This is a genomic window from Mesorhizobium sp. M7A.F.Ce.TU.012.03.2.1, assembly GCF_004006095.1.
Taxonomy (GTDB): domain Bacteria; phylum Pseudomonadota; class Alphaproteobacteria; order Rhizobiales; family Rhizobiaceae; genus Mesorhizobium.
In genome coordinates, this window is the sequence record NZ_CP034779.1 from 4,373,037 (window position 1) to 4,392,462 (window position 19,426).

At 63.9% G+C, this 19,426-nt stretch carries 22 protein-coding genes; 14 read left to right on the forward strand and 8 right to left on the reverse strand.

The features are described from left to right. The first annotated feature begins 10 nt into the window (after positions 1–10). From nthA to EJ079_RS21350, 4 genes are all read left to right on the forward strand, one after another. Entirely contained in the window at positions 11–634 is a 624-nt protein-coding gene (nthA, locus tag EJ079_RS21335; protein ID WP_127810045.1) for a nitrile hydratase subunit alpha, read from the forward strand. Continuing rightward, the gene (gene nthB, locus EJ079_RS21340) at positions 631–1,290 is read left to right on the forward strand and encodes a nitrile hydratase subunit beta (protein ID WP_127810046.1); all 660 of its coding nucleotides are present in this window, start codon (positions 631–633) and stop codon (positions 1,288–1,290) included. The genes nthA and nthB overlap by 4 nt, the downstream gene beginning before the upstream one ends. Further along, positions 1,277–1,636 (forward strand): nitrile hydratase accessory protein, encoded by a 360-nt coding sequence (locus EJ079_RS21345; RefSeq protein ID WP_127810047.1) that lies wholly within the window; start codon positions 1,277–1,279, stop codon positions 1,634–1,636. Before nthB ends, EJ079_RS21345 begins: the two co-directional genes overlap by 14 nt. A 144-nt stretch (positions 1,637–1,780) precedes the next feature. After that, positions 1,781–2,908, forward strand: a complete 1,128-nt coding sequence (locus tag EJ079_RS21350; RefSeq protein WP_027034850.1) for an ATP-dependent RecD-like DNA helicase — start codon at positions 1,781–1,783, stop codon at positions 2,906–2,908. On the opposite strand, the gene EJ079_RS21355 is transcribed toward EJ079_RS21350, so the two are convergent. After that, on the reverse strand, positions 2,901–3,323 hold the full coding sequence (locus tag EJ079_RS21355; protein WP_127271116.1) for an STAS/SEC14 domain-containing protein: 423 nt from the start codon (positions 3,321–3,323) through the stop codon (positions 2,901–2,903). The genes EJ079_RS21350 and EJ079_RS21355 overlap by 8 nt on opposite strands. A 135-nt stretch (positions 3,324–3,458) precedes the next feature. Here EJ079_RS21355 and EJ079_RS21360 point away from each other — a divergent pair, with 135 nt between their 5' ends. Then, positions 3,459–4,199: a pyridoxine 5'-phosphate synthase gene (locus EJ079_RS21360; protein ID WP_127811383.1), complete on the forward strand. Its 741-nt coding sequence runs from the start codon at positions 3,459–3,461 to the stop codon at positions 4,197–4,199. Positions 4,200–4,303: 104 nt separating this feature from the next. Next, positions 4,304–6,223, forward strand: coding sequence for a potassium transporter Kup (locus EJ079_RS21365; RefSeq protein ID WP_127272417.1), 1,920 nt, complete (start codon positions 4,304–4,306; stop codon positions 6,221–6,223). 58 nt (positions 6,224–6,281) lie between these two features. Here EJ079_RS21365 and EJ079_RS21370 read toward each other — a convergent pair whose 3' ends face one another. Beyond that, complete coding sequence (locus EJ079_RS21370) at positions 6,282–7,175, reverse strand: SDR family oxidoreductase (protein ID WP_127810048.1); 894 nt, start codon at positions 7,173–7,175, stop codon at positions 6,282–6,284. A gap of 135 nt (positions 7,176–7,310) precedes the next feature. On the opposite strand from EJ079_RS21370, the gene EJ079_RS21375 reads away from it, so the two are divergent. Together EJ079_RS21375 and EJ079_RS21380 are read left to right on the forward strand one after the other, a co-directional pair. Continuing rightward, the gene (locus EJ079_RS21375; RefSeq protein ID WP_127269397.1) at positions 7,311–7,721 is read left to right on the forward strand and encodes a helix-turn-helix domain-containing protein; all 411 of its coding nucleotides are present in this window, start codon (positions 7,311–7,313) and stop codon (positions 7,719–7,721) included. Between the two features lie 135 nt (positions 7,722–7,856). After that, on the forward strand, positions 7,857–9,038 hold the full coding sequence (locus tag EJ079_RS21380; protein WP_245481715.1) for an NAD(P)/FAD-dependent oxidoreductase: 1,182 nt from the start codon (positions 7,857–7,859) through the stop codon (positions 9,036–9,038). Here EJ079_RS21380 and EJ079_RS21385 read toward each other — a convergent pair. Continuing rightward, a complete protein-coding gene (locus EJ079_RS21385; RefSeq protein WP_127810050.1) occupies positions 8,986–9,711 on the reverse strand; it encodes a glutathione S-transferase family protein in 726 nt (241 codons plus the stop codon). The genes EJ079_RS21380 and EJ079_RS21385 overlap by 53 nt on opposite strands. Positions 9,712–9,805: 94 nt before the next feature. Here EJ079_RS21385 and EJ079_RS21390 point away from each other — a divergent pair, with 94 nt between their 5' ends. The 3 genes from EJ079_RS21390 (at position 9,806) to ilvC (ending at position 12,110) form a co-directional block, all read left to right on the forward strand. Further along, positions 9,806–10,264 carry a MarR family winged helix-turn-helix transcriptional regulator gene (locus EJ079_RS21390; RefSeq protein ID WP_127398663.1) on the forward strand — a complete coding sequence of 153 codons (459 nt, stop codon included), beginning with the start codon at positions 9,806–9,808 and terminating at the stop codon, positions 10,262–10,264. A gap of 147 nt (positions 10,265–10,411) precedes the next feature. Continuing rightward, positions 10,412–11,065, forward strand: coding sequence for a TetR/AcrR family transcriptional regulator (locus EJ079_RS21395; protein WP_127810051.1), 654 nt, complete (start codon positions 10,412–10,414; stop codon positions 11,063–11,065). A gap of 25 nt (positions 11,066–11,090) precedes the next feature. Continuing rightward, positions 11,091–12,110 carry a ketol-acid reductoisomerase gene (gene ilvC / locus EJ079_RS21400; RefSeq protein WP_013531065.1) on the forward strand — a complete coding sequence of 340 codons (1,020 nt, stop codon included), beginning with the start codon at positions 11,091–11,093 and terminating at the stop codon, positions 12,108–12,110. A gap of 101 nt (positions 12,111–12,211) precedes the next feature. Here ilvC and EJ079_RS21405 read toward each other — a convergent pair whose 3' ends face one another. After that, a complete protein-coding gene (locus EJ079_RS21405; protein ID WP_127810052.1) occupies positions 12,212–12,775 on the reverse strand; it encodes a BA14K family protein in 564 nt (187 codons plus the stop codon). 189 nt (positions 12,776–12,964) lie between these two features. On the opposite strand from EJ079_RS21405, the gene EJ079_RS21410 reads away from it, so the two are divergent. After that, complete coding sequence (locus tag EJ079_RS21410) at positions 12,965–14,077, forward strand: endonuclease/exonuclease/phosphatase family protein (protein WP_127810053.1); 1,113 nt, start codon at positions 12,965–12,967, stop codon at positions 14,075–14,077. 3 nt (positions 14,078–14,080) lie between these two features. After that, positions 14,081–14,797 carry a hypothetical protein gene (locus EJ079_RS21415; protein WP_127810054.1) on the forward strand — a complete coding sequence of 239 codons (717 nt, stop codon included), beginning with the start codon at positions 14,081–14,083 and terminating at the stop codon, positions 14,795–14,797. Here the strand turns inward: EJ079_RS21415 and EJ079_RS21420 are convergent. From EJ079_RS21420 to EJ079_RS21435, 4 genes are all read right to left on the reverse strand, one after another. After that, complete coding sequence (locus EJ079_RS21420) at positions 14,794–15,036, reverse strand: hypothetical protein (RefSeq protein ID WP_127328948.1); 243 nt, start codon at positions 15,034–15,036, stop codon at positions 14,794–14,796. The two genes, EJ079_RS21415 and EJ079_RS21420, sit on opposite strands and share 4 nt — an antisense overlap. 128 nt (positions 15,037–15,164) lie before the next feature. Beyond that, complete coding sequence (locus EJ079_RS21425; protein ID WP_127810055.1) at positions 15,165–16,382, reverse strand: ABC transporter permease; 1,218 nt, start codon at positions 16,380–16,382, stop codon at positions 15,165–15,167. Continuing rightward, entirely contained in the window at positions 16,379–17,092 is a 714-nt protein-coding gene (locus EJ079_RS21430) for an ABC transporter ATP-binding protein (protein ID WP_127810056.1), read from the reverse strand. Before EJ079_RS21430 ends, EJ079_RS21425 begins: the two co-directional genes overlap by 4 nt. 4 nt (positions 17,093–17,096) lie before the next feature. Continuing rightward, positions 17,097–18,389: an efflux RND transporter periplasmic adaptor subunit gene (locus EJ079_RS21435; RefSeq protein WP_127810057.1), complete on the reverse strand. Its 1,293-nt coding sequence runs from the start codon at positions 18,387–18,389 to the stop codon at positions 17,097–17,099. 101 nt (positions 18,390–18,490) lie between these two features. On the opposite strand from EJ079_RS21435, the gene EJ079_RS21440 reads away from it, so the two are divergent. Next, positions 18,491–19,399 (forward strand): PhzF family phenazine biosynthesis protein, encoded by a 909-nt coding sequence (locus EJ079_RS21440; protein ID WP_127810058.1) that lies wholly within the window; start codon positions 18,491–18,493, stop codon positions 19,397–19,399. The last annotated feature ends 27 nt before the right edge of the window (positions 19,400–19,426 follow it).

Genomic DNA, 19,426 nt, shown 5'->3' on the forward strand with positions numbered 1-19,426 from the left:
GTTTGCGGCCATGTCACACGATCATGACCACGACAACGAACTCGATCCGTTTGCCGCCCGCGTGCGCGCGCTGGAAACCATCCTCACTCAGAAGGGGCTGATCGATCCGGCCGCGATCGACATCATCGTCGACACCTACGAGACGAAGATCGGCCCGCGCAATGGCGCCAGGGTGGTGGCGAAAGCCTGGAGCGATCCTGGCTTTGCCGACTGGCTGAAGCTCGACGCGACGGCGGCGATCGAATCGCTGGGCTATACCGGCCGCCAAGGCGAGCACATGCAGGCGGTGTTCAACACCGAGGAGACGCACAATCTCGTCGTCTGCACGCTGTGCTCCTGCTATCCGTGGTCGGTGCTCGGCCTGCCGCCGGTCTGGTACAAGGCGCCGCCCTATCGTTCGCGCGCGGTGATCGATCCGCGCGGCGTGCTGGAAGAATTTGGACTGACGCTGCCGGCCGGGACAAAAATACGCGTCTGGGATTCGACCGCGGAGCTGCGCTATCTCGTCGTGCCGATGCGGCCTGAGGGCACCGAGGGCTGGAGCGAGGAGCGGCTGGCGGAGCTGGTCAGCCGTGACGCGATGATCGGGACCGGCCTGGCCCAAAGACCTGAAATAAAGGGGCAGCCGGCATGAACGGGCCGCACGATCTCGGCGGGCAGATGGGGTTCGGCCCCGTCGCGCCCGAAAAGGACGAGCCGTATTTCCATGCCGCATGGGAAAGGCGGGCGCTCGGCGTGACGCTGACTGCCGGCGCCATGGGCGCGTGGAACATCGACGAGAGCCGGCACGCACGGGAATCGCTGCATCCGGCTGTCTACTATTCATCGAGCTACTACCAGATATGGATCAAGGCGCTGGAGGTGCTGTTGAACCGCCATGGCTTCGTCAGCGAGCGCGATCTCGAAGCGGGCAAGGCAGTCGATCCGGCAGCGACGCCCAAGAGGGTGCTGAAGGCGGAAAACGTGCCCGCAGTGCTGGCCAAGGGTGGTCCTTGCGACCGGCCGGTGGCGCAGCCGGCGCGGTTCAAGGCCGGCGATCCCGTGCGGACCAAGAACTTCAACCCGACCGGCCACACGCGGCTGCCGCGCTATGCGCGCGCCAAGCAGGGGGTGATTGAGACGGTGCACGACGGTTTCGTGTTGCCTGACAGCAACGCGCATGGACACGGCGAAAATCCGCAATGGGTCTACACCGTGGTTTTCGAAGGGCCGGAAATCTGGGGCGAGGGCGCCGACCCGACGCTGAGCGTCTCGATAGACGCCTGGGAGAGCTATCTTGAACCGGCGTGATACGGATCTGCCCGAGCTGCCGCCGGGCGTCGATGCGCCGGTGTTTGCCGAGCCGTGGCAAGCCGAAGCGTTCGCCATGACGGTGGCGTTGCACGACAAGGGCCTGTTTTCGTGGAGCGAGTGGGCGCAGGCGCTGTCGATCGAAGTGAAGAAGCCAGGCGCCGCGGCTGACGGCCATGACTATTACGAACATTGGCTGGCGGCGCTGGAAAGCCTGCTTGCCACCAAAGGGCTGGCCGCGAAGTCGGATGTCGACGCCATGGCTGAAGCCTGGGAGCGCGCCGCGCATGCCACGCCGCACGGCAAGCCGATCCTGCTGGAAAACGATCCCCAGCCGATTCGATAAGGTGTGGGGTGAGCTTGTATGTTCTCTTTACGTTCTTGTCTGCGCCTGATAGCCTGACCCGTCGGCGGCATTGAAGCGTCCCGGCGCATCGATGATGGTGGCGGCTGTCTTGTCTTTCCCTTGCGAATCCGGTCTCTCGCGCTGATGGAATTCTCTCCCCAACAGGACGACGCGCTGAAGGCGGTCGCCCAATGGCTGAAGACCGGCCAGCCGCAGCTGTTCCGGCTGTTCGGCTATGCCGGCACCGGCAAGACGACGCTGGCGCGCTATTTCGCCGAACATGTCGACGGCCAGGTGCAGTTCGCCGCCTTCACCGGCAAGGCGGCGCAGGTGCTGCGCTCCAAGGGCGCGGTCAATGCGCGTACCATCCATTCGCTGATCTATCGGCCGAAGGGCGAGGAATCGGTATCGGACGAGGTCACCGGCAAGACCTCGATGTCGCCGACCTTCTCGCTTAACCGCCAGAGCCCGATTACGCGGGCGAAACTGGTCGTCATCGACGAATGCTCGATGGTCGACGAGCAGCTCGGCCGCGACCTGATGAGTTTCGGCACGCCGATCCTGGTGCTGGGCGACCCCGGCCAGCTGCCGCCGATCTCGGGTGGCGGCTTCTTCACCGACCACGAGCCGGATTTTTTGCTGACCGAAATCCACCGGCAGGCGCGCGACAACCCGATCCTGCGGCTGGCGCTCGATGTGCGCGAGGGCCGTGAATTCATGCGTGGCGACTATGGCACGGCGCAGGTGATCGGCAAGGAAGACGTTACCCAGGAGCTGGTGCTGAAGGCGGACCAGGTGCTGGTCGGCACCAACCGCACGCGTCGCCGCTACAATCAGCGGCTGCGCGAGCTCAAGGGCTTCAACGCCGATTATCCGCAGGCCGGCGACAAGCTCGTCTGCCTGCGCAACGATCCGGCCAAGGGCCTGCTCAACGGCTCGCTGTGGAAGGTGATGACCTCGTCGCGCGAGACGGTGAAGCCCGGCATCAACCTTCTGGTGTCGCCGGAAGAGGACGATCCGGATCGCGGCGTCGCCAAGATCAAGCTGCTCAAGGCGGCGTTCGAGGATCCCGATGCCGACATCCCGTGGCAGCAGAAGAAGCGCTTCGACGATTTCGACTATGGCTACGCGCTGACCGTGCACAAGGCGCAGGGCTCGCAGTGGAACGAGATCGTGCTGTTCGATGAAAGCTGGGCCTTCAAGGAAACCCGCCAGCGATGGCTCTACACCGCCATCACGCGGGCGGCCGAGCGGCTGACGATCGTCAGGTAGGGGCGCCGGATGCTGTTGCTCCGATAGGCTGCGCGGCAAGCCATTGCCAGGCGGCGGCCTCGTCCTCCGCCTTGAAGTGCCTGATTTCAACGGGCGGGGAGGACGGCAGAAAGCGTTGTGCGTCCGCTATCCAGTCCGGTTCGCCGATGGTTGCGCAACGGCCGACATGTTTCAATGCATGGATCGCGCCCTGCTTCAGGGTCTCGTCCGCGATGTCGGCCCAGTCGACGCCATCGTGGTCGACGAGGCGCACCAGCACATCGATGCGCGGATGCAGGGCATAGGCTGCCTCCAGCAGCCCGAAAAGATTTTCACCGTCGGCCGCGGAAACGTGCCCGACGACATCGATGGCGAAAAGGTCGTCGCGGCTGGTCTCGATACGGCGAATTGCCGGAACCTCATCGAGAAAATTCATCGGCGCTTTCCTTTCCCGGCTCGTTCATCAGGCTTGGAACACCCGAAACCCCCAGTCTGTTCCCACCAAAGGCATTACTGTTCCCGTCAAAGGCATTATAGGTGGGCGCGTTGAATGATTTCCGAGGCCGCCCGCATGCCTGCAAAGCTCTCCGTCAACCTCAATGCCATCGCCATGCTGCGCAACCGGCGCGACCTGCCGTGGCCAAGCGTGACCGGCCTCGGCCGCATTGCGCTGGCGGCCGGGGCGCATGGGCTGACGGTGCATCCGCGTCCCGACGAGCGGCACACAAGACACTCCGATCTGCCTGAGATTCGGTTGCTGATCGACGACGAGTTTCCGCGCGCGGAATTCAACATCGAAGGCTATCCGACCGAGGATTTCCTGTTGCTTGTGGAAAAGCATCAGCCTGAGCAGGTGACTTTGGTGCCGGACGATCCGGCCCAGGCGACATCGGACCATGGCTGGAACTTCGCCACCCAGGCCGCGTTCCTTACACCGATCGTCAAACGCTTGAAAAAAGGGGGCTTTCGCGTGTCGCTGTTTTCCGATCCGGATCCCGATTGGGTGGCGGCCGCACGCGACACCGGTGCCGATCGCATCGAGCTCTATACTGGTCCATATGGCAGCTATCACACAGATTCCGCCAAAGAGGCCAAAGAGCTGGAAAGATTGGGAAAAACCGCTGACGCGGCGCTTGCCGCCGGGCTGCAGGTCAATGCCGGGCACGATCTCGTGGTCGGCAATCTGCCGGCGCTGGTCAAGCGCATTCCGGCATTGGCCGAAGTGTCGATCGGACATGGGTTGACAGCCGACGCGTTGGAGTATGGCATGGCCGGCACGGTGGGTCGGTTCCTCAAGGCCTGCGGATGGTAGCGATGGGCAGCCTGGCGCGGCAGGCATGGCAGCCATTACGCGACGGCACTTGATATTGCATCGCAGCAAGCGTAGAGCACCGCGCGCTTATCGGAGTGTCGTCCATGGCCCTTACCAACACTGGTAGTGAGGCAGAACCCGTCGAACAATCGAGCCATTCGGAAGTCGAACAGCACAGCACCAAGGTTCTGATGCTGGGCGCGCTCGGTGTCGTCTATGGGGATATCGGCACCAGCCCGATCTACGCCTTTCGCGAGGCGCTGGTGGCGTCCTCGGGCGGCAATGTCGCCCAGCGCGGCGATATTCTCGGCGTGTTGTCGCTGATCATCTGGTCGCTGACGATCATCGTCACCATCAAATACATCATGTTCGTGCTGCGCGCCGACAACCGCGGCGAGGGCGGCGTGCTGTCGCTGATGGCGCTGGCGCGCGGCAGTTTCCCCAAGCGTTCAGCATTGATGCTCGCTATCGGCATCGTCGGGGCATCGCTTTTCTTCGGCGACGCCGTCATCACGCCGGCGATTTCGGTGCTGTCGGCGGTCGAGGGCATGAATGTCGTCACGCCGACCTTCCAGCCCTACGTCGTGCCGCTGACATTGGTCATCCTTGCCATGGTGTTCGCGGTGCAGCGCTTTGGCACGGGCGGGGTGGGATTGGTGTTCGGTCCGGTGACCGCGGTATGGTTCCTGGCCATCGGCCTTTCCGGCCTCAACCACATCATCGCCGACCCGGAAATCCTGTGGGCGGTGAGTCCGCACTATATCGTCGCCTTCCTGATCAATTCGCCCGATGTCGCCTTCGTGACCATCGGCGCCATCTTTCTCGCCGTGACCGGCGCCGAAGCGCTCTATGCCGATCTCGGCCATTTCGGCCGCAAGCCGATCGTGCTGGCCTGGCTGGCGATCGTGTTTCCCTGCCTGCTGCTCAATTATGCCGGGCAGGGTGCCTTCGTGCTGGCCAAGAATGGCGTCGTCGGCCATCCGTTCTTCGAGATGAACGAAGGCTGGACGCTGATCCCGATGGTCGTGCTGGCGACCGCCGCCACCGTCATCGCCAGCCAGGCGGTGATATCAGGCGCGTTCTCGCTGACCAGGCAGGCGGTGCAGCTCAACATGCTGCCGCGGCTCGAAATCCTGCACACGTCGGAGAAACAGTCCGGCCAGATCTACATGCCGCGCGTCAATCTTCTGCTGGCGCTGGTGGTGATGATGCTGGTGGTCGGCTTCGGCGAGTCCAGCAGGCTGGCGTCGGCCTACGGTATTTCGGTGACCGGCAACATGCTGGTGACGACGGTGCTGCTCTATGTCGTCATGACGCGCATCTGGAAATGGCGGCTGTGGGTGGCAATCTCGCTTACGGCGCTGTTCGGCTTCATCGATGTCGGCTTCTTTGCTTCCAACATCGTCAAGGTGTTCGAGGGCGGCTGGGCCTCGCTGGCCGTGGCCTTCACCGTCGTGCTGGCCATGTGGACCTGGGTGCGCGGCAGCCGCTATCTGTTCGACAAGACCCGACGCAACGAGATCCCGCTGGATTTCCTCGCCGGCAATCTGTTGAAGAAGAAGCCTCAGCTGGTGTCAGGCACCGCCGTGTTCCTGACCAGCGATCCGCTCAGTGCGCCAACCGCACTGATGCACAGCCTGAAGCACTACAAGGTGCTGCATGAGCAGAACGTCATCCTTTCGGTGGTGACCGCGCCGCAGCCGGTGGTGCCCGACAGCGACCGGGTCAAGATGGAGACCGTCAACGAGCTGTTCATGCGCGTGACGCTGACCTTCGGCTACATGGAGCAGCCCAACATCCCGCGCGCACTGGCGATCTGCCGCAAGCAGGGCTGGAAGTTCGACATCATGACGACCTCGTTCTTCCTGTCGCGGCGTTCGCTCAAGGCCTCGCCCAATTCCGGCATGCCGGTGTGGCAGGACCGGCTGTTCATCGGCCTGGCCCGCACGGCGGCCGACGCGACGGAGTACTTTCAGATCCCGACCGGGCGCGTGGTCGAGATCGGCACGCAGGTGGCGATCTAGGCACATGCCGGATCGGCGAATGGACTGTGCCTCACGGCACAGTCCATGTCACTCCGCTTCAACCGGCCAGGGCGACCTTGTTCGCCTCGAGGAATTGCTTCAACGTCTTTGGCGTCCTGCCCGAAAGCGACTCGATTGCGTCGGTCACCATGGCGATACGGCCGGCGCGCGTGTTGGCGTCGAAGGACACGATGACCTCAGCGAAATCCTCGGGAACGCCTGATGCCTTCACGCCTTCGGTCAAGGCTTCATCCGAAACCTGGACGACATCGAGCGGCTTGCCGGTGACCTCGCTTACCAGGGCGGCGATCTCGGCCGTCGTGTAGGCCTGCGGGCCGGTCAAGGTGTAGGTCTTGCTTTCGTTCGAAACGGCAGCGAGACCGGCGGCGATCGCTGCCGCCATGTCGTCGCGCGCACCAAGCGCAACGCGGCCCTCGCCGGCGGACGTGTACCATTTTCCCGAAGCGATCGCGTGCGGCAGGGCCATGAACAGGTTCTCCTGGTACCAGCCGTTGCGGAAGATCGTATAGGGGATGCCGCTCGCTTTGATCGCCTGCTCGGTGCCGTAGTGATCATTGGCAAACAGCACCGGCGAAACCGGTTCCGGGTTGGGCATCGAGGTGTAGAGAAGGTGGGAAACACCGGCCTTTTTAGCGGCGGCAACCGCGTTCTGGTGCTGCCTCAGGCGCTTGCCGTGTAGCAGGTCGATCTCGCCGGTCGAGATGATCAGCACCCTGTCGGCGCCCTTGAAAGCAGCCTCCAACGATAGTGTGTCGTCGAAGTCAGCCGCCCTTGTGATGACGCCTCGCGCCGCCAACTCGGCAAGGTTTTCCGGATTGCGGGTGGTGGCGATGATCCGGCCCGCGGGGACCTTGAACGTGTCCAGCAGGTGGTTGATGACGCCGCGGCCGAGCTGGCCGGAAGCGCCGGTGACGAGAAGGGTTTGGGTCATGGAAGATCCTGACATTGCGCCGCTAAGGCGGTTCGAGTGGCGGTCTCAAAAAGAGACCAGCACTAAAATAGGAATTGACCCAGAGCCGTAAAGAAGGCAGTTTTTCGGGAGGTAGGCACGCGCAGGGAACCAGCGGTGGACAGCAAGATCGTCAATCTGAGATCGAAGTTGGAGGTCTACAAGGCGGTCTCCGGCGGCGGCAACTTCGCCAATTGTCCGGTCCGCGAGGTCATCCAGGGCGTGAGCGGCAAATGGAGCTCGCTGCTGATGATGGCTTTGGCCGAGCAGCCCTATCGATTCGGCGAGTTGCGGCGGCTGGTGCCTGACATTTCACAGCGCATGCTGACGCAGACGCTCTACGATTTGCAGCGCGACGGCTATGTGCATCGTGAGGTGTTCCCGACCAAGCCGCCGAGCGTCGAGTACAGCCTGACCGATCTCGGGCATTCGATGTTCGGCGCCTTGCATCAGCTGATCCTGTGGGCCGAGCTCAATCATGATGCGGTGCGCGGCGCACGCGCCGATTTTGACGCCGCCCAAGGCTGACCAGCGGCGCAAAGCCGTTGGTGACGGCTTGATTTCGTCCCGCCGCTGAAGGATTGTCCCGGCCAATCCGGCTTTGGGGGCACTGGCATTTCCTATGATATCGCAATTGCAGGCGCCGGGCCGGCGGGACTGGCCGTGGCGCTCTATCTCAAGCGTGCCGGGCATCGGGTCACGGTCTTCGAGCGCTTCGATGAACCGAAGCCGGTCGGCTCCGGGCTGATCCTGCAGCCGACAGGGCTGACGGTGCTGGCCGATCTTGGCCTGCTTCCCGACATACTGGCGCTGGGCAGCCGCATCGACCGCCTGCATGGCGCGGATGCTTCCACTGGCCGTACCGTGCTCGATGTCCGCTACGATGCGCAACGCGGTGGCCGCTTCGGGCTGGCGGTGCACCGGGCGGCTTTGTTCGGCGTGCTTTTCCGCGCCGCGCAGAGCGAGGCGATCGCCATCGAGATCGGCGTCGAGATCGAGGCCCTGGAGACCGGCGAACGGGCGACGCTGATCTGTGGCAACGCGCGGAGGGCAGGGCCGTTCGATCTGGTCGTCGACGCCAGCGGTTCGCGCTCGAAACTGCGCCGCGAAAGCGCTCCAGGCGAGCCGCGGCCACTCACCTATGGCGCGTTCTGGGCCTCGCTCGGCTGGCGCGGCGATGGTTTCGACGAGCACGCGCTGCTGCAACGCTACGACAAAGCGAGCGTGATGATCGGCGTGCTGCCGATCGGCCGGCCGCAGCCGGGCGCTGAAAAGATGGCGGCCTTCTTCTGGAGCCTGAAGCCGTCGGATGCCGATGAGGTGCGCGTTCGCGGCCTGAACGCCTGGAAGGAGAGGGTGGTCCGGCTGTGGCCGCAGAGCGAGGCATACACCAGCCAGATCGACAGTTTCGACCAGCTCTCGCTGGCCCGCTACGGCCACCACACGATGAAGCTTCCGGCCGGTAGGCGAGTGGCCGTCATCGGCGACGCGGCGCATTCCACCAGTCCGCAACTCGGGCAAGGGGGCAACATGGCGCTGCTCGACGCGGCGGCGCTCAGCCATGCGCTGGTGCGGGCGTCAAACGTCGAGGCAGCACTGGAGGCCTATGCGAAGGCGCGGCGCTGGCATGTCCGCATCTTCCAGGCGCTGTCGCTGGCATTCACGCCGTTCTACCAGTCGGATTCGGTGGCGCTGCCCTTCATCCGCGACAGGCTGGTGGCGACGGTGGCAAAAATCCCGCCGGCGCCGCAGTTTCTCGCCTCAATGGTGGCGGGAACAGTGATCGACCCGTTCAAGCGAATTGGGCTGACGGAGGCGAAGTGGCTGGATCGTTTTGGCCAATGAGGCCTGAAAGGTGCGATCCCTTCGCTTGCAGGAAAGCATGCAGGCGCTGCGGATAGTCCGGCGCCACGGCTTGCCTGATCGACGGGCGCTCACTCAACGTTTTGCGCCAGGCTCGGACGAGCGGTTTGCCGTCCAGAATGCCGAAATCACCGATGCGGTCGAAGACATCGAGGTAGCGGAAGACCGGACCGTAAACGGCGTCGACCAGCGAAAAGTGCTTGCTGGCGAACCAGGGTCCGCCGGGCTCGTCCGCCAGCTCGGCTTCGAGGCGATCGAACATGGCGGACAGCGCGCTGGATTCGGCCAGGAAGCCAGCTTCGGTCGAGGCTGAATAGAACCGGCGGATGGCGTTGAGGGTTGCCGAACCGAACTCGATCCAGGCGCGATGACGGGCGCGGGCATAGGGGTCGGCAGGGTGGAGGGGATTGGCTTGCGTCTCTTCAAGGAATTCGAGGATGACGGCCGATTCGAAGATGACCGTTTCCTCGCCATTTCGCTGTACGCGCAGCAGCGGCACCTTGCCGAGCGGCGAGATCGCTTTGAACCAATCCGGTTTGTTGGCCAGGTCGATATCGATGCGCTCGAACGGCACGCCCTTTTCGGCCAGCGAAATCGCGGCGCGCTGCACATAGGGGCAGAGGTGATGGCTGACGAGGATGAGCTTGTGTGCCATGAGGTTTCCAAGGTTAATGCATTTGCATCTATATAGATGCACATGCATCGATCGTCAAGCTTGATGCAAATGCATCTACTGCCTATGCTTGGCCATGACCGAGAAAGCCACGCCTTCGCCAGAAGCCATCAAGGCCTGGGCTCGCCTGATGCGCGTTTCGCGCCAGCTGATGGAAAGCGCTGAAGAAGCGTTGAAGGCCGCCGGCCTGCCGCCGCTTGCCTGGTACGACGTGCTGCATGAGCTCGCTGAGGCGGGCGAGGGCGGGCTGCGGCCGTTCCAGCTCATCGAGCGCACTCTGTTCGCGCAATACAACATTTCGCGCCTGCTGGCCCGGCTCGAGGCCGATGGGCTCGTCGAGAAACTGACGGTGGCCGATGATGGTCGTGGCCAGACCATCCGCATCACCGCCAAGGGCCGCGAGACACGCCGCCAGATGTGGGCTGTCTACGGACGGTCGATCACCGAACTGGTTGGCGCCAAACTGTCGGCGGATGAATTGACCAGGGTCTCCGCACTGCTTGGACGATTGCGCCATCCGCCAGCCTCCGATTAGCGAGGCTTGTCGCGCGGCAACGCATCACTTGCAGATATTTTGCGCCCGCCCTCTTGCGCGCGGCCTCGGATTGCGCAATATGCCGAACCGTAACGTACGGTACGGCATATCGGAATGACCGGTGGCCCGACCTTTCGAGAGAAGAGCGTGTTGCACAGCGTGCCCGAGATCGACACCAGCGAAGCGCTGACAGAGCGACAGAAGGCCGTGCTCGACGCAGCGTTGCGGCTGCTGGTCGAAGAGGGCGATCAACTGACCATGACCGCCGTGGCGCGCCGCGCCAGCTGCTCCAAGGAAACGCTCTACAAATGGTTCGGCGACCGTGACGGGCTGCTGACGGCGACGGTGCAGTGGCAGGCCTCGAAAGTGCGGGTGGCGCCGGTTGACGGCAAGGGGCTCGATCTTGCCTCGCTGACCGCAAGCCTCGAACGCTTTGCCTCGGACTGGCTTAAGGTGATCTCCAGTGACACCTCGATTGCGCTCAACCGGGTGGCGGTCAGCCATGCCGGTTCGGGTAAGGACAATCTCGGCGCCGTGGTGCTTGAGAACGGCCGCTTCGCATTGGCCAAACGGTTGAAGCCGGTGCTTGAGGCCGGCCGACGGACCGAGCTTTTGGATTTTGCGGATGCCGAGACGGCGTTCCGCACCTTTTTCGGGCTGGTCGCCCGCGACGTGCAGATCCGTCTGCTGCTTGGCGACCGGCTGGAATTGACTGAGGCGGCGATCGGCGGCGATGCCGCGCGCGCGACGCAGCAGTTTCTCGCTCTTTTCGGAGCAAAAACCGGGCCGCAGGGCCTCTGATTCATAAAACGGGAAGGAAGACAAAATGCGCGTCTATTACGATCGTGATGCCGATCTCAATCTGATCAAGGGCAAGAAGGTCGCCATCATCGGCTATGGCAGCCAAGGCAGGGCGCACGCGCTCAACCTCAAGGATTCCGGCGCCAAGGAAATCGCCATCGGTCTCAAGGCCGGTTCGGCGACCGCCAAGAAGGTCGAAGCCGATGGGCTCAAGGTGATGAGCGTGGCCGACGCCGCCAAATGGGCCGACCTGATGATGATGGCAACGCCCGACGAGCTGCAGGCCGACATCTACAAGAACGAGATCGCGCCGAATATCCGCGATGGTGCCGCTATCGCCTTCGCGCACGGCCTCAACGTGCATTTCGGCCTGATCGAGCCGAAGTCGACGGTCGACGTCGTCATGATCGCGCCGAAGGGTCCCGGCCACACGGTGCGCGGCGAATACCAGAAGGGCGGCGGCGTGCCGTGCCTGGTCGCCGTCAACCAGGACGCCTCGGGCAATGCGCTCGACCTGGCCCTGTCCTACGCCTGCGGCGTCGGCGGCGGCCGTTCGGGCATCATCGAGACCAATTTCCGCGAGGAATGCGAGACCGACCTGTTCGGCGAGCAGGTCGTGCTGTGCGGCGGTCTGGTCGAGCTGATCCGGGCCGGTTTCGAGACGCTGGTGGAAGCCGGCTACGCGCCTGAGATGGCCTATTTCGAGTGCCTGCACGAGGTCAAGCTGATCGTCGACCTGATCTATGAAGGCGGCATCGCCAACATGAACTACTCGATCTCGAACACCGCCGAATGGGGCGAATATGTCTCGGGCCCGCGCATCATCACCGCCGAGACCAAGGCCGAGATGAAGCGCGTGCTGAAGGACATCCAGACGGGAAAATTCACCTCGGAGTGGATGCAGGAATACCGCGCCGGCATGTCCCGCTTCAAGGGCATCCGCCGCAACAATGACAGCCACCAGATCGAGGAAGTCGGCGCCAAGCTGCGCGCGATGATGCCCTGGATTTCCAAGAACAAGCTGGTCGACAAGGCCAAGAACTGAGCGAAATCCACAAGCGCTCGAAACAGCGGCTTCCAGAACAAAAAACGGCGCCAAGTGGCGCCGTTTTTTCATTCTGCCGGTCGGCTCAGCTACAGGTCAGCTCAATAGGGTGAGTAGCACTGCTGGCGCGGGCCGTTGTAGGGCTGGAAGGTGTTGTCGTAGGCCCGGTACGACCGGTAGCGGTTGTAGCACCATTGGACATGGGCGCTCGAAAGCCGTCCCGCGCGGTAGTAGCGGCGCGGCGCCGGCCGGTCATAGTAGTCGTAATTGTTGTACATGCTGCCGAGGCCAAGCCCCAGGCCAAGACCCAGGATCGCGGCACTCGCGCCATCATCGTAATAACGGCCGCCGCGATAGTGATGGCGACCATGGCGCCAACGCCAGTTGTCTCCACCATTCCAATTACCGCCGCCGCCGTGCCAGTGTCGACGGCCGCCGTCCCAATTGCCCGACCGGCGCCATCTCCAATCGTCGTTGTTGAACTGACGGTTGTTGCCGCCGGCCCAACTGTCGCGAACCGGCGTGACATTCGGCGCCGCCGTGCTGGTGGGTATCGACAGATCCGGCTGCATGATCGGTCCGGCGGCGGACGGTGCCGTGACGCCGGACAGGATACCGAGGGCTATCAGCCCCGATTTGACCGTGGAAGAAAAGAGCGAACTCATTGCACTCTCCAAGAGTTACAGGCCCCACGCCCACCCGAGGAATGGGGCAACAATGGATGTTTGCATCTGAACGGCGGATGAACGGAAAGGTTCCGTCAACCATGACGCGAACGCGCCCAGGACCAATCGATCTCAGATGGTGGTTTTGCGCGCTTGTTTTCCGAAGCACTTGCGGGCAAAGGTCGTGGCATGTCGCTGCGCCTTGCCACCTTCAATGTCGAGAACCTGATGAACAGGTTCGATTTTTCCGGCTATCGCAACCAGCTCAACGAGGATCGAACGCTGGCGCTGTTCGATATCCAGAGCGAGGCGGAATACAGGATCCTGGAGCAGGCCCGCGCCATCGCCCAGTCCGACGACACGCGCCAACTGACGGCGCTGGCAATCGCTGCCACCCGGGCCGACATCATCTGCATGCAGGAGGTCGACAACATCGAAGCGCTGAAGGCCTTCGAATACGGCTATCTGTTCAAGATGGTGGGGCAGGGCTACCGGCAGAAATACACCACATCGGGCAATGATTCGCGCGGCATCGACGTTGCCGTGATGATGCGCAACGAGACCGCGCAGGGCCAGCCGATCGAATTCGTGCGCATGACCAGCCATGCCTATGTCACCTACGAGCAGTTCGGGCTGCACACGCCGGAACTCGAGGCACTGGGCAATCAGGCCAATGAGCGCATTTTCCGGCGCGACTGCCTGGAGATCGACGTCACCGTGGGCGGTGTGCCGCTGACGCTCTATCTCGTGCATTTCAAGTCGATGGGCTCGCCGCGCAACGGGCTCGACGGGCGCGAGGCGACGATGCCGGTGCGCATCGCGGAAGCGCAGGCCGTGCGCCGCATCATCGAGGAGCGCTTCGGTGGGGAGCATGCCGCCAACAAACGCTGGGCGATATGCGGCGACATGAATGATTATCGCCAGCGCGTGAAGGTGGCCGGCGATGCGATCGACGGCTATCGCTTCGAGGTGGTCGACGAAGCCCTGTCCTGCATCAACGTGCTGACGGCAGGCGGCTTTTGCGAAAACGTCGTCGAGCGGCGGCCGGAGATGAACCGCTGGAGTTTTTACCACACGCGCGGACCGGAAGAGCGGCATCTGTGCCAGCTCGACTACATCCTGTTGTCGAAGGGGCTCGCCGCCAGCAACGCAACGGCCGTTCCCGACATCATCCGCAACGGCCAGCCCTGGCGCACCATCTTTCCGCCGGGGCAGGAGGTCGAGCGGTTTCCGCGCGCCGGCTGGGACCGACCGAAGGCATCGGACCATTGCCCAGTGGCGATCACGCTGGACATGACCTGACGCATGAGTTTCGACCTTCCGCGCAACGTCATCCTGCCGGTCGACGACATCGACGTCCGGCTCGATCCCGGTCCGCACCCTTTCGCAAGGGACAATGCAGAGGCGATCGCCGAGAACTGGCAGCACGAAATCGCCGCCAATCCGGCGCTGTTCGACGGCATGGTGGTGCTGCTGTCGCAACTTGCCTACCGCGACAGCCGTCTCATCGGCCGCTGCCATGCGGTCAATTACTCGACGTTCATGCTGTGGCGGAAGCGGCGCGAGAATTCGGGCGTTGAGCATGCCTATGCCCATGCCATGCTGGTGGCCGGCGACAATGCGCTGGTGGCGATCCGCATGGGTCCTCACACAGTCAACGCCGGCCGCGTCTATTTCGCCGCCGGCTCGTTCGAGCCGATCGATTTTCGCGATGGGCTGGTCGACGTCGATTTCAACATGATCCGTGAGGTGCGCGAGGAAACCGGGCTCGACCTGTCAGGTGCGGAACGCGGCAAGCGCTACCATGCCATGTCGACCAGCAGCGGCACGGTGATCTTTCGCCGCTACCACGCGGCGGCGCCTGCCGACGAGATCGCCAGGCGCATCTCAGCCTTCGTTGCCGCCGAGACCGAGCCGGAGATCGAGGGACCGGTGATCATCCGCCATGCCGCCGACCTGCCGGATGGGCTCTCGCCGCACATGAAGCCGCTGATCGAGTGGCATTTCGCAAACGGGAATTAAGGGCGCGTCTTATTCTGTGCCGCGTTGCGATCGTTGCGGGCGGCGACGAGGAACAGGATGAAGCCGATGCCGAGCAAGCCGCCCATCGCCATACCCATGGTCTGGCCGACGACTGCCTGGAAATCAGCGGTGACGCGATCGGGATTGGCCATGCCGAAGCGGGCGAGATACCACCAGATGCCTGCAAGACCTGCCTCGATGACCACCATCGCCAGGACCAGTCGCGCCTTCTTGCTCATCCCGCATTCCTCCACCCAGGTGAATTGCCCTAGCATCGCGAACGGCGCGGCGACAGCGGCGGGCAGGGTGGAAACACCGAAGACTGTGCAAAACCGGTTGGAGCGCTGGCGCGCTTCCGACCGGGTGCCTATTCGTGCCGCAGCGCGTCGATCGGGTCGAGCCTGGCGCCGCGCAGCGCAGGGAAGAAGCCGAACACCATGCCGATCAGGGCGGAAAAGCCGACGGCGAGCAGGATCACCGCCGGGCTCGGCGCGAACGGGATGGTCAGCGTCACCGCGGCGAGGCCGGCCAGCGCCAGCCCGATCAGGATGCCGATAATGCCGCCGAGCAGCGACAGCACCGTCGCCTCGACCAGGAACTGGATGAGGATGTGCTTTTCATGCGCCCCGATGGCCAGCCTGATGCCGATCTCGCGCGTGCGTTCGGTGACCGACACCAGCATGATGTTCATAATGCCGATGCCGCCGACCAGCAGGCTGACGCCTGCGACGGCGCCCAGCATGCCGGTCATGGTGGTTGTGGCGCTGGCCATGGCGTCGGCGATCTGGGTCATGTCGCGGATGGCGAAATCGCTCTCGCGATCGGGTGTGATGCGGCGCGCGTCTCGCAAGATGTCCTCGACGCGCGGCTGCAACTCGCTGGTCGGCGTGCGGTCGTCGGCGGCGATGTAGATGTTGTCGATGTCGCGGTTGCCGGCGATGCGGCGCTGGTAGGCGTGCAGCGGCATCAGGACGACATTGTCCTGGTCCTGGCCGAAGCCGGTATAGCCCTTGGGTTCGAGCAGGCCGATGATCTTGCAGGAGGTGCGGTTGACGCGGATGATCTCGCCCTCGGGATCGCCGGCGCCGAAGAATTGCTGGCGCACGGTCTCGCCGATCAGGCACACGCCGGTGCCGGAACGGGTTTCGGAATCGCTGAACGGGCGGCCTGATACCAGCTTCCAGTCGCGCGCATCGAGATAGGCGCTGTCGGTGCCGGTGACGCCCGAGGTCAAGCTCTCGGTGCCGAAGATGACGCGGACCTGCTTTTGCGAAGCCGGCGAAATCGCGCGGGCACCGCTGAGATGCGCAACGAGTGCCGCCAGGTCCTTTTCGGCCAGCGGACGCACCACCTGGTCGAGCCCGCCCGGGCCGCCGGGGCCGGCCGGACGGCCGGAGCGGACGACCAGCAGATTGCTGCCGAGCTTGGAGATGTCGGCCTTGACCTTTTCGGTGGTGCCGGAGCCGATGGTGAGCATGGCAATGACGGCGGCAACGCCGATGACGATGCCGAGCAAGGTCAGGAACGAGCGCAGCACGTTGCGGCGGATCGAGCGGAGCGAGAGGCGGACGGTTTCCCAGATCATGGTGATGCCATTTCCAGCTTCGCGGTGTCAGAAGCGACGTGGCCGTCGAGGAAGCGGATGGTGCGTTCGGCATAGCCGGCGACGTCGGCCTCATGGGTGACCATGGCGATGGTCAGGCCAAGCTCGGTGTTGAGCCGGGTCAGCAGCTCCATGATCTCGTGCGTGCGGGCGGTGTCGAGATTGCCGGTCGGCTCGTCGGCGACGAGCAGGGTCGGGCGGGTGACGATGGCGCGCGCGATGGCCACGCGCTGCTGCTGGCCGCCGGACAGTTCGGCCGGCGTGTGGTGCTCGCGGCCGACAAGGCCGACCTCCGCCAACGCCTGCATGGCAAGGTCGCGGCGTTCGCGGGCGGCCACGCCGCGATAGATCAGAGGCAGTTCGACATTTTCGGCTGCCGTGGTGCGGGCCAGCAGATTGTAGCCCTGGAAGACGAAGCCGACATAGAGGTTGCGCAGCATGGCGCGGCGGTTGCGGTCGAGGCGGCCGGCGTCGATGCCCATGAAGGAATAGGTTCCGGCCGTCGGCGTGTCGAGGCAGCCGATGATGTTCATCGCCGTCGACTTGCCGGAGCCGGACGGCCCCATGATGGCGACGAATTCGCCACGCCGGATCGCAAGATCGACGCCGGCCAGCGCATGCACCTTGGCCTCGCCCTGGCCATAGCTCTTCCAGACCTTGTCGAAGGTGATGAGGGTCGCGCCCGCAGCCACGGTATCAGCTCCGCTGCTGCGACGCGGTGATGATCTGAGCGCCTTCGTCCAGGCCCGAAAGGATCTCGGTCAGTTCGCCGTCGGTGGAGCCGATCTTGACGTTGACCGGGTGCGGTCGCCCATTCTCCAGCACATAGAGCGTGCGCGAGCCATCGGCGGGCACTGTGGCGGCCTGGCGCTGGCGATTGCCGCCGGGGCGGCCCATGCGGCCGGTAAACAGGTCGCTCAGGCTCCAGCCGCGGGCGGCCTGCTGGACCGGGCGATAGCGGAAGGCGGTGGCCGGTACGGTGAGCACACCCTTGGCCTGCTTGGTGACGACCGACACCGTGGCGGTCATGCCGGGCCGCAGCAGCAGCTCGTTGTTGTCGACCTCGAGCCGCGCATTGTAGGTGACGACGCCGTCGGTGGTGACCGAGGCGTAGGAGATGTCGCGAATCTCGGCATCGAACGGCCGCTCGGGGAAGGCATCGACGGTGAAGCGGGCATGCTGGCCGGACTTGACCGCGCCGATGTCGGCCTCGTCGACCGCCGCCACCAATTCCATGTTTCTGAGATCGGCTGCGATGATGAACAGCACTGGCGCCTGCAGGGAGGAGGCGACCGTCTGGCCTGGATCGACCGAACGCGTCAGCACGATGCCGTCGATCGGCGCATAGATGGTACTCTTGGCAAGGTCGGTCTGCTGCGCCTTGAGGTCGGCCTGGGCAATGGCGAGGTTGGCCTGCGCACTGTCGAGCGCTGCCTTGGAACGGTCGCGCGTGGCGGTTGCTGCTTCAAGCGATTGGTCGGTCGCCATGCCACGCCTGGTCAGTTCGGCGGCGCGCACCAGCGCCTTCTCGTTTTCGGCCAGCGTAACCGTGGCGTCCTCGACATTGGCGGCGGCGGCCTTGGCCGAAGCTTCGGCGCGTTCGATCTGGACTTCGAGTTTCACCGTGTCGAGTGTCGCCAGCACGTCACCCTTCTTGACCTGCTGATTCTCCTCGGCTGAGACCGAGCGGATGATGCCGGACAGTTCGCTTGAAATGTCGACCTGGGTGAGCGGCTGCAGCGTGCCGGTCGCCGACACCGCGACGGTGAGGTCGGCCTTGGCAGCAGGCACGGTGGTGTAGTCGATCTTGGCCGGCGAGCCCGCATACCACTGATAGGCGCCAAGCCCGGCGGCGAGCACGATCAGCGCCAGCAGCGCATAGAGCCAGCCGCGCCGGCGCGACTTGCGCAGCCCCGTTCTGTCGAGCCCAAGCGCCGTCTCGATGGCGGAATCCGATTCCGTCTTTGGCAGATTGACAATCTGGTCCACGCTGGACCCCTATAATGCGCAATGTCCCTATCTGTGCACAGATCAGGCTTACTGGTTCAAATATCAAATTAAATTTCGCCCATGTTGGGATTGAGGCAGGAATGAAAACCCGGAATTACTTGCTTTACGATGTGTTTACGACCGAGCGACTGGCCGGCAATCCTTTGGCCGTCGTGCTGGACAGCAAGGGATTGGACGCGGCCGCGATGCAGGCCATCGCGCGTGAATTCAACCTGTCGGAATCGGTGTTCGTGCTGCCGCCGGACAATCCCAAACACAGAAACCGCATTCGCATCTTCACGCCCGACTATGAAATGCCGTTCGCCGGCCATCCGACGGTCGGCGCCGCGATCGCGCTGGCCGAACTGGCGCAAGAGGGCGGTGCCGGCATTTTCGTGCTGGAAGAAAACATCGGCCCTGTGCGTTGTGCCGTTAGCAAGCACGACGGAAACACTTTCGCCGAGTTCGACCTGGCGAAGCTGCCGGAGCCGCTGAAGCTGGAGGCCGATCCGGAGGCGATCGGTGCTGCCCTTGGGTTGACGCCGCATGAGATCGGCTTCGAGAATCACCGCGTCGCGTTCTGGTCGGCCGGCGTGCCCTACGTCACCATTCCCGTTGCCAATCTCGAGGCGGCGGGCCGAATCCGGCTGGACAACCAGGCCTGGTCGGAACTGGCGCCGCGCAAGAGTGAATGGGCCTTCGCCAGTCCCTATGTCTATTGCCGCGAGACGGTGAACCATGAAAGCGCCTTCCATGTCCGCATGATCGTGCCCGGCACGCCGTCCTACGAGGATCCGGCGACCGGCTCGGCGGCAGCGGCCTTTGCCGGCGCCATCATGCATTTCGACGCGCCGACCGACGGCATTTCGCAGCTGTGGATCGAGCAGGGGCTGGAGATGGGCCGGCCATCGCGCATCCGCCTCGAACTGACCGTGCAAGGCGGCAAACTGGCCTCGGCGCGCATTGGCGGCAACGCGGTCAAGGTGGCGGAAGGCAAGCTTTTCGTGTGATCGCGCTACGGTCGTCATCCTAGGGCG

Excerpts from the sequence above, each read along its gene's own strand:
- nthA (WP_127810045.1), top strand. The coding sequence starts at position 11 with ATGTCACACGATCATGACCACGACAACGAACTCGATCCGTTTGCCGCC.
- nthB (WP_127810046.1), top strand. The coding sequence starts at position 631 with ATGAACGGGCCGCACGATCTCGGCGGGCAGATGGGGTTCGGCCCCGTC.
- EJ079_RS21350 (WP_027034850.1), top strand. The coding sequence starts at position 1,781 with ATGGAATTCTCTCCCCAACAGGACGACGCGCTGAAGGCGGTCGCCCAA.
- EJ079_RS21355 (WP_127271116.1), bottom strand. The coding sequence starts at position 3,323 with ATGAATTTTCTCGATGAGGTTCCGGCAATTCGCCGTATCGAGACCAGC.
- EJ079_RS21360 (WP_127811383.1), top strand. The coding sequence starts at position 3,459 with ATGCCTGCAAAGCTCTCCGTCAACCTCAATGCCATCGCCATGCTGCGC.
- EJ079_RS21365 (WP_127272417.1), top strand. The coding sequence starts at position 4,304 with ATGGCCCTTACCAACACTGGTAGTGAGGCAGAACCCGTCGAACAATCG.
- EJ079_RS21370 (WP_127810048.1), bottom strand. The coding sequence starts at position 7,175 with ATGACCCAAACCCTTCTCGTCACCGGCGCTTCCGGCCAGCTCGGCCGC.
- EJ079_RS21385 (WP_127810050.1), bottom strand. The coding sequence starts at position 9,711 with ATGGCACACAAGCTCATCCTCGTCAGCCATCACCTCTGCCCCTATGTG.
- EJ079_RS21390 (WP_127398663.1), top strand. The coding sequence starts at position 9,806 with ATGACCGAGAAAGCCACGCCTTCGCCAGAAGCCATCAAGGCCTGGGCT.
- ilvC (WP_013531065.1), top strand. The coding sequence starts at position 11,091 with ATGCGCGTCTATTACGATCGTGATGCCGATCTCAATCTGATCAAGGGC.
- EJ079_RS21405 (WP_127810052.1), bottom strand. The coding sequence starts at position 12,775 with ATGAGTTCGCTCTTTTCTTCCACGGTCAAATCGGGGCTGATAGCCCTC.
- EJ079_RS21410 (WP_127810053.1), top strand. The coding sequence starts at position 12,965 with ATGTCGCTGCGCCTTGCCACCTTCAATGTCGAGAACCTGATGAACAGG.
- EJ079_RS21415 (WP_127810054.1), top strand. The coding sequence starts at position 14,081 with ATGAGTTTCGACCTTCCGCGCAACGTCATCCTGCCGGTCGACGACATC.
- EJ079_RS21420 (WP_127328948.1), bottom strand. The coding sequence starts at position 15,036 with ATGAGCAAGAAGGCGCGACTGGTCCTGGCGATGGTGGTCATCGAGGCA.
- EJ079_RS21425 (WP_127810055.1), bottom strand. The coding sequence starts at position 16,382 with ATGATCTGGGAAACCGTCCGCCTCTCGCTCCGCTCGATCCGCCGCAAC.
- EJ079_RS21440 (WP_127810058.1), top strand. The coding sequence starts at position 18,491 with ATGAAAACCCGGAATTACTTGCTTTACGATGTGTTTACGACCGAGCGA.